Raw genomic sequence first — 8,298 nt, 5'->3', positions numbered from 1 at the left:
GGGTGTGCGTGGGGGTGGATCCGGGTCATCGTTCGGGCCTCCGGATTCGCGGCTGAGGGGGCGCCGGACTCAGGGCTCGGGTGAAATCTTCTTCAACTCCGCCCCAAGGCCCGGTATGTGCGTAACGGCCCATCACTCCCCGGAGTTCCCGCGCGCCCCGCCGGCACCTACGGGTTCGGGTTCCCTACTGTCCGACGGTACGGCCTTCTGGAGGCTGCTCCCCTCGACGTCGAGGCCGGGCAGGAGCCGGTCCAGCCAGGCCGGCAGCCACCAGGCGCCCCGCCCCGCGAGGGCAAGCACCGCCGGTACGAGCGTCATACGGACGGCGAAGGCGTCGATGGCCACGCCGACCGCCAGGGCGAACGCGATGGGTTTGATGAGGGAGTCGTCGAGCGGGAAGAACCCGGCGAAGACGGTGAACATGATCAGGGCGGCGGCGGTGACGACCCGCACGCTGTGCCGCGCGCCGTCGACGACCGACTGGCGGGCCCGGCCGGTGCGGGCCCACTCCTCGCGCATCCCGGACACGAGGAACACCTCGTAGTCCATGGCCAGTCCGAACAGCACACCGATCAGGATGATCGGCAGGAAGCTGACGACAGGACCGCTGTGCGGCACGCCGAGGACGTCGGCCGGCCAGCCCCACTGGAAGACGGCCACGACCAGACCGAGCGAGGCACCCACCGAGAGCAGGAAGCCGACCGCGGCCTTGACGGGGATGACCAGCGACCGGAAGACCATCATCAGCAGGAGCAGGCTCAGGCCCACGACGATGGCGACGAAGGGCAGCAGGGAGTCGCTGAGGCGGTTGGAGACGTCGATGTTGACGGCGGTGGTGCCGGTGACCGCGATCGAGGCGCCGGTGGTGGCACGGAGATCGGACGCGACCGCGCGGATGTCGCGGACGAGCCGGTCGGTACGGACGCTGTCGGGGCCCGAGTTGGGCAGCACGGTGACGACGCTCTGCGCGGGGTCGCCGGTGGGCTCGGGCGGCAGGACGGCCTTGACGTTCCTCAACGTGCGCAGTTTCGCGGCCACTTGGACTCCGGCCTGTGAACTCGCGGCGGCCGTACGGTTGTTGGTCTCGGCCAGGACGAGCAGCGGGCCGTTGAACCCGGGGCCGAACTTCGCGCTGATCGTGTCGTAGGCGGTGCGCTGGGTGGAGGCGTGCGGGGCCGAGCCGTTGTCGGGGAGGGCCAGGCGCAGGTCGGCGGCGGGCAGCATGAGGGTGACCAGGATGCCTGTGACGGCGCACACGGTCAGCAGTGGTTTGGCGATGACCCACTTCGTCCAGCGGGAGCCCAACGTGGTGCGGCCGGTGGCCCCTTCGGCGTCAGCGGCCCGCCGTGCGGCACGGCTCCCGGGCTTGGGGGCGAGTCGTGTACCGGCGAAACCGGCTGTCGCGGGGACGAGAGTGAGCGCGGCCAGCACCGCGATGAGGACGGCTCCAGCCGCCCCGAGGCCCATCGTGGTCAGGAACGGAATGCCGATGACGCTCAGCGCGGCGAGCGCGATGATCACGGTGGCGCCGGCGAAGACCACGGCACTCCCGGCCGTGCCGACGGCCAGCGCGACGGATTCCTTCGGGTCGGTTCCGCGGGCGAGTTGCTGTCGGTGGCGGGAGAGGATGAACAGGACGTAGTCGATGCCGACGGCCAGGCCCAGCATCAGGGCGAGCGTGACGGCCGTGGAGGAGATGCTGACGGCGGGCGCGAGGGCGAGCAGTCCGGTGAGTCCGGCCGCCACTCCGATCAGGGCGGGCAGCAGCGCCATGCCGGCGGCGAGCAGCGAACCGAACGTGACGACGAGCACGAGCAGCGCCACGGCCACACCGATGATCCCCGACGGTCCGATGTGAACTCCCTTGCTGTTGAAGACAGAACCGCCCACCGAGGTCCGCAGCCCGTCCCGTTCCGCCGCGTGGGCCGCGCTCTTGATCGCGTCCACGGACGACGTCCGGACCTCCGCGGTCTGCACGCGGTACTGGACCTGGACGATCGCCGCCGTCCGGTCGGCGGAGACGGCACCGGCGGTACGGGGGTCGACCACATCGCTGACCTGGGGTGCCCGCTCGGCCTCTGCCACGGTCGGGCGATGATCGTCGCGTACGGGGCTTCGGTGATCCGGTGCCCCTCGGGCGCCGTGAAGACGATCTGCGCGCTCGCGCCCGAGGCTTCCGGAAGGGTCTTGCTCAGGCTGTCCAACGCCCGCTGCGACTCGGTGCCCGGCACCGAGAAGCGGTCGTCGAGCTTGCCGCCGAAGACGCCGACGCACGTGATGAGCGCGGCCAGGACCAAGAGCCATATGCCCAGGACGAGTTTGCGGTACCGGTAGGCGCCGAGGCCCAGCCGGTGAAGCAGGACAGCCATGACTAACTCCCTGGGAGGGGGCGGGGGCGCCGACCGGACGGCAGCCGGGCCCTGGGTCGCGTGACGGGCTCGCGCCAAGGGGCGTCTCGATCGATGAGCCGACTTTATCACCTGCTCAAGTCGCTCGACCCAGTCATTCAACCGTGACGCACGTCCCCCAACACCACAAGGCCAGCTCAGAGGCGTTGTTCAGACGACAAAAACAAGCGACCTTGTCGCATGACAAGGTCGCATATGGATTAGGTCGCACCCCTGGTGCGTCGCGTCAGCCCACCGGTACCGGCACCAGCTCCAGCCGTCCCCCCGCCATCGCCACCACGGCGGACACGAAGGCCTGGAGGCAGATGCGCTCGGCCTCCTCGTCGGGCAGCGCGAGGTGTTGCAGCATCAGCCCGTCGAAGCCGGCGAGGAAGAACCGCGCGATCGCGGCGACGGGCTGGGCGAGGGGCCGGCCGGTGCGTTCGGCCGCCTCGGTGATCAGCTTCGCGGTCACCTCCGTCACGCCCCGGTAGTGGGCATTGAGGGCCTCGCTCAGAGCGGGCGAGCGGAGCGCGAACATGGTCAGTTCCGTGAGGAGTTGATGGCTCTCGGGCTGCTCACGCACCGTCCGCCACAGCGCGCCCACCAACGCGCCCGCCGTCTCCTCGAACCCTCCGTCGGCCGGTGCGGCCCGCTCGACCTGGGCCACCAGAGCCTCCGTGAGCTGCTCCATGACCGCGAGGTACAGCCCTTCCTTCGTACCGAAGGTGTAGTGCACCGTGGCCTGGGCGACCCCCAGCTCGGCGGCGATGGCACGCGTGCTGCCGGCCGCGACCCCCTCCCTCGTCATGAAGTCGATGGCCGCTTTGATGAGCTGAGGGCGGCGCTCGGCCGCGGAAACGTGAGCCATGAGCCCATCATATCGACTGAGTCCCACGAACAAGTCGTCCGAACAAGTCGGGATGCGCGCAGCCCGACGCCCGTGACCGCGCCCCGGCCGCTGAGGTCCGGTCCCTGGCCGCGCGGGTCAGTTCCCGCAGCTCAGCGAGTGCATACGTTTCCTCCACCACCCGTCGAACGGGACGAACGAGGAGGCAGGCTCGTGAAGGAAGACAGCCAGTTGGACACGTGTGTGATCGGAGCGGGGCCTGCCGGGCTGGCCGTAGCCCGAGCCCTGGCCGAGCGGAAGCTGCCGTACACGCATCTGGAGCGGCACACCGGGCTCGGCGGTATCTGGGACATCGAGAACCCGGGCGGCCCGATGTACGAGTCGGCCCACTTCATCTCCAGCAGGACCCTCTCGGGCTTCGGCGGTTTCCCGATGCCCGACCACTTCGCGGACTATCCGCCGCACCGGCAGATCCTGTCGTACCTGCGGTCCTTCGCCGACACCTACGGGCTCACGGACCGGATCGAGTTCGGCGTCGGGGTGGAGAGCGTCGAGAAGAACCCGGACGGCACCTGGACGGTCGTCCGGGCCGACGGGCGGGAGAGCCTGCACGGTCAGGTCGTGGTGTGCACGGGCTCGCAGTGGCACCCCAACATCCCTGATATTCCTGGGCAGTTCAGCGGCGAGGTCCGGCACACCGCCGGCTATCGCAGCGCCGAGGAACTGCGGGGCAAGCGGGTGCTGGTCGTGGGTGCGGGGAACTCGGGCTGCGACATCGCCTGCGACGCGGCCCGGACGGCCGACCACGCGGTGATCAGCATGCGGCGCGGGTACTGGTTCATCCCCAAGCACCTGTTCGGGCGCCCGGTGGACACCATCGCCAACAGCGGTCCGCATCTGCCGATGTGGCTGGCGCAGCGTGTCTTCGGCGGACTCCTGCGGATCGTCAACGGCGATCCGACCCGCCTGGGCCTGCAGAAGCCGGACCACAAGCTCTTCGAGACGCACCCGGCCATCAACTCGATGCTGATCCACCACCTCCAGCACGGCGACATCACCGCCAGGCCGGGGATCGCCCGTGCCGAGGGCAGCACCGTGCACTTCACGGACGGCACGCGCGACGACTTCGATCTCGTCCTGTTGGCCACGGGCTACGTCCACAAAGTCCCGGTCGCGCAGCGGTACTTCGGGGACGAGCAGCATCCCGACCTGTATCTGTCGTCGTTCTCGCGCGAGCACCAGGGCCTGTTCGGGATCGGGTTCGTGGAGACCAACTCCGGTGCTTACCAACTCTTCGACAGCCAGGCGCAGTTGATCGCCGGGTATCTCGACGACACGCGTCACGGTCTGCCCAACGCCGAGCGGTTCGCCCAGATGATCCGCGCCGACCGACCCGACCTGTCCGGCGGGCTGAAGTTCGTCGCCTCGCCGCGTCACACCGGTTACGTCGACAGCGGAGCGTTCGTGAAGTACCTCGGCAAGGTCGCCCGCCAGATGGGCTGGCGCACCGAGGGGCAGGCACCACCGGTGCGGTCCGCGGCCCGACGCGTGGAGGCCTCGGCATGAGCGGGAAGTTCGACTTCGCCGACAAGGTCATGCTGGTCACCGGCGGCGCGGGCGGCATCGGCAGTGCGCTGTGCCACCGCTTCGCCGCGGCCGGCGCCCGATGTGTCGTCGTCGACGTCGACGGGGTTCGTGCGGAGAAGCTGGCCGCGGAACTGCCCGGCGCCGGACACACCGGCATCGGCTGCGATCTGCTCCGACGCACCGACCTGGAGCGGCTGTTCGAGCAGGTCGCCGATGTCTACGGCCGCATCGACGTGCTGGTGAACAACGTGGGCATGACCAGCTCGGAGCGCTTCGACGTCCGCAGCGTCGAGAGCATCGAACGGGAGATCGCCCTCAACCTGACCTCCCCGCTGGTCGCCACCCGGATCGCGATCCCCCTCCTGAAGGCCTCGCGCGATGCCCGCGTGGTGACCACGGTCTCCCTCGGCGGGATCTTCCCGCTGGGCGAGACGCCGATCTACACGGCGTCCAAGTTCGGGCTGCGCGGCGCGATGCTCGCCATCGGGCTCGACCTGCGGAGCAAGGGTATCCTGGCCGGGTCGGTACTGCCCTCGGCGACCGACACCCGGATGCTGCGACAGGAGGCCGTGGACGGTGGCAACTCCATGCAGTTCCAGGACCAGCCGCAACAGCCCGCGAACGTCGTCACGGCCGTCGTGAGCCTCCTCGACAGGCCCCGCCTGGAGGCCTATCCCCGCTCCGGCGAGTCCCGTCTGGTGCGGTTCGCGATGCTCGTACCGAACCTGCTGCCCCGGGTCTTCCCCCTGTTCCGCAGGCGCGGCGACCGCGGCATGGCCCGCTATCTGGAGGAACTCCGCCGCCGCGGACTGGCCCGACAGACCGACGGGCGCTGGGAGTTGGTGGAGGAGGCATGACCGGGAACGACACGCTGACCATCGTCGACCCCGCCACCGGCGAACCGATCACCACCCTCCCCGCCGCGAGCGCCGACGACGTCACGAAGGCCGCCGAACAGGCCCGGGACGTCCACGACTCCGGGATCTGGTCACGGCTTCCGGTCCGGGAACGCAGCGCCGTACTGCTGCGCCTGACCGACCTCATGCAACGCGACGCCGAGACCCTCGCCCGGCTGGACAGCGAGGACGCGGGCAAGCCCGTCACGGAGTGCCGTACGGGGGACGTACCGGGCGCGATCGAGTCGATCCGCTGGTTCGCCGAGGCGGCCGACAAGGTCTTCGGCCGGATCGCACCGGGCGGACCCGACGGCCTGGGCCTCATCAGCCGCGAACCGGTCGGCGTGGGTGCGGCGATCCTCCCCTGGAACTACCCCCTGGCGATGGCCAGTTGGAAGATCGGCCCCGCCCTCGCAGCGGGCAACTGCCTCCTCCTCAAACCCGCCGAAGCGACCCCGCGTTCGGCCCTCCACCTGGCCGCCCTCGCCGCCGAGGCCGGCCTGCCCGACGGGGTACTCACGGTCCTCCCCGGCTACGGCGACGAAGCCGGCGCGGCCCTCGCCCGCGACCCCCTCGTCCAGGCCCTCTCCTTCACCGGCTCCACCGCCACCGGCCGGCACATCCTCAAGGCCGCCGCCGACAGCAACTTCAAGCGCGTCTCCCTGGAGATGGGCGGCAAGAGCCCGCAGGTGCTGATGGCCGACGCGCTCTCCTACGGCGACGAGCTGATCGGCGACATGATCGAGGCCGCGTTCCTGACGATGGGGCAGAACTGCACCGCCGGTTCAAGGGTGTTGGTGCACCACAGCATCGCCGAGGAGGTCGTGGAGCGGTTCACCGCTGCGGCGAGGGATCTCGTCATCGGCGATCCGTCCGACCCTCGCACCCAGCAGGGACCGCTGATCAACCGCGCCGCCTTCGACCGGGTCGCCGGTGCCGTGGATGCCGCCCGGACGGCCGGCGCCCAGATCCACACAGCGGGACTCCCCCACGGGCTGCCCGCGCGCGGTGCCTACTACCCGCCCACCGTGATCACTCGCGCCCCCGCCGAAAGCGCCGTACTCACAAGGGAGTTGTTCGGTCCCGTGGTCACCGTCGAGACCTTCGGCTCGGAGGAAGAGGCGGTGCGGATGGCCAACGCCACTGAGTACGGGCTCGCCGCCTCGGTCTGGACCCGCGACCTCGACACCGCGCTACGGCTGGCCCGGGGCATCGAGGCGGGCGTGGTCTCCGTGAACGCGTACAGCGAGGGCGACATCAGCACCCCCTTCGGCGGCTGGAAGCAGTCCGGGTTCGGCGGCGTGGAGAAGTCCACGAACGCCTTCGACCAGTGGACGCGGGAGAAGACGGTCTGGATACGCACCCGTTGACCACCCGCTGACCGCGTCACTCGCGGTGCGCCGCCGCCCGGAGCAGTTGCTCCCGTAGCTGGACCGGAGAGCTGCCGTGCCAGCGGCGTACCGCGCGGCGCAGGGCCCGTTCGTCGGAGAAGCCCGCGCGCCGTGCGATCTCACGCAGCGTCAACTCCGGGCGGAGCAGCAGCTGTTCGACACGTTCCCGGCGTACGCCCTCGGCCAGCGCCTCGTACGTCGTGCCGCAGTCGGCGAGTCTGCGGCGCAGTGTCCGTTCGCTCGTCGCGTGCCGTCGTGCCTGCTCGCCGAAGGACGGGATCACCGGGAGGCTCTGCGCGACGGACACCTCCAGGACTTCGAGGAGGTCCTGTTGGTCGGTGCGGGAGGCGAGTTGGGCGTCGAGGGTCTCCAGGGTCGAGGCGTAGGTCACCGGGTCACGGCCGGGCATCCGGGCGCGGGCCCACGCTGGGTCGATGACGATGCCGTCGGCCGGGGCGCGGAACCGGACCGGGCAGCCGAACAGGGCGCCGTAGAGGTCGTGTTGGCGGGGTGGCGGCGCGGAGAACTCGACCACGCGCGGGGCGAAGTCCGGGCCGACGGCGAGCCGGGAGAGGGTGACGACGGAGGCGAACCCCTCCTCGATCAGGAAGGACGCCACGCTCGGGTCGACGGCGGGGTCGGGGAGGTCGGCGCGCAGGACGAAGGCGCCGTCCTCGCCGACTCCGGTCGACCACATGGTCATCGCGCCCGAGAGGTTCTGGTACTTCACCCCCGTCTCGATGGCGTGCCGGAGTGTGTCGGCGGCCATCAGCGCGAAGCCGAGCAGGCCCCAGGCGGTGAGGTGCTGTGCCGCGCCGACCCTCAGGCCCAGCCGCTCGTCCCCGGTGAGTTCGACCGCGCGCCGGATCACCGCGCTGCCCTGCCGGTACGAGACCCGCAGCGCGGCCGAGCGCATGAGCGTCTCGTCCAGCCCGACCTCGCTCAGCAGGGGCCGTAGATCGACACCGCGCGAGTCGGCGACGATGACGAGATAGCGCAGGATGTTGGGCTGGATGGTCGCCGACGTGCTGCGGCTGGTCCCGTGCGGGTCCGCAGGGGCCGGGGCTGGGAACATCGCACTCACCTCCTCGTGGGCGACCACCGTAAGCATCCGGACGGCACCGGTCGTGCGCGCTGGCCGCCGAAGTCCCCTCAACGGCCCCCGGCGTCCTGCGTTCGTGCCGCCA

Annotated in this window: 5 protein-coding genes and 1 pseudogene; 3 read left to right on the top strand and 3 right to left on the bottom strand. The window is 70.5% G+C overall.

Annotated elements, in window-relative coordinates; genetic code table 11:
• Positions 1-132 precede the first annotated feature (132 nt).
• Positions 133-2,369 (bottom strand): annotated as a pseudogene (locus AC31A1_RS12765) (MMPL family transporter).
• Positions 2,370-2,634: 265 nt separating this feature from the next.
• The gene (locus tag AC31A1_RS12760; protein ID WP_489653400.1) at positions 2,635-3,258 is read right to left on the bottom strand and encodes a TetR/AcrR family transcriptional regulator; all 624 of its coding nucleotides are present in this window, start codon (positions 3,256-3,258) and stop codon (positions 2,635-2,637) included.
• Between the two features lie 192 nt (positions 3,259-3,450).
• On the opposite strand from AC31A1_RS12760, the gene AC31A1_RS12755 reads away from it, so the two are divergent.
• Genes AC31A1_RS12755 through AC31A1_RS12745 form a run of 3 tightly spaced genes read left to right on the top strand, consistent with a single transcriptional unit; the run spans position 3,451 to position 7,090 of the window.
• Positions 3,451-4,803, top strand: coding sequence for a flavin-containing monooxygenase (locus AC31A1_RS12755; protein WP_489653399.1), 1,353 nt, complete (start codon positions 3,451-3,453; stop codon positions 4,801-4,803).
• Positions 4,800-5,681: an SDR family NAD(P)-dependent oxidoreductase gene (locus AC31A1_RS12750; RefSeq protein ID WP_489653398.1), complete on the top strand. Its 882-nt coding sequence runs from the start codon at positions 4,800-4,802 to the stop codon at positions 5,679-5,681. The genes AC31A1_RS12755 and AC31A1_RS12750 overlap by 4 nt, the downstream gene beginning before the upstream one ends.
• Positions 5,678-7,090, top strand: coding sequence for an aldehyde dehydrogenase family protein (locus tag AC31A1_RS12745; protein WP_489653397.1), 1,413 nt, complete (start codon positions 5,678-5,680; stop codon positions 7,088-7,090). The genes AC31A1_RS12750 and AC31A1_RS12745 overlap by 4 nt, the downstream gene beginning before the upstream one ends.
• Positions 7,091-7,106: 16 nt before the next feature.
• Here the strand turns inward: AC31A1_RS12745 and AC31A1_RS12740 are convergent, their stop codons facing one another.
• The gene (locus tag AC31A1_RS12740) at positions 7,107-8,186 is read right to left on the bottom strand and encodes an AraC family transcriptional regulator (protein ID WP_489653396.1); all 1,080 of its coding nucleotides are present in this window, start codon (positions 8,184-8,186) and stop codon (positions 7,107-7,109) included.
• Positions 8,187-8,298 lie beyond the last annotated feature (112 nt).

The organism is Streptomyces sp. P5F9 (assembly GCF_057961495.1).
Note: the sequence above shows the minus strand (reverse complement) of the source record. Positions and strands in the feature narration are given on the sequence as shown.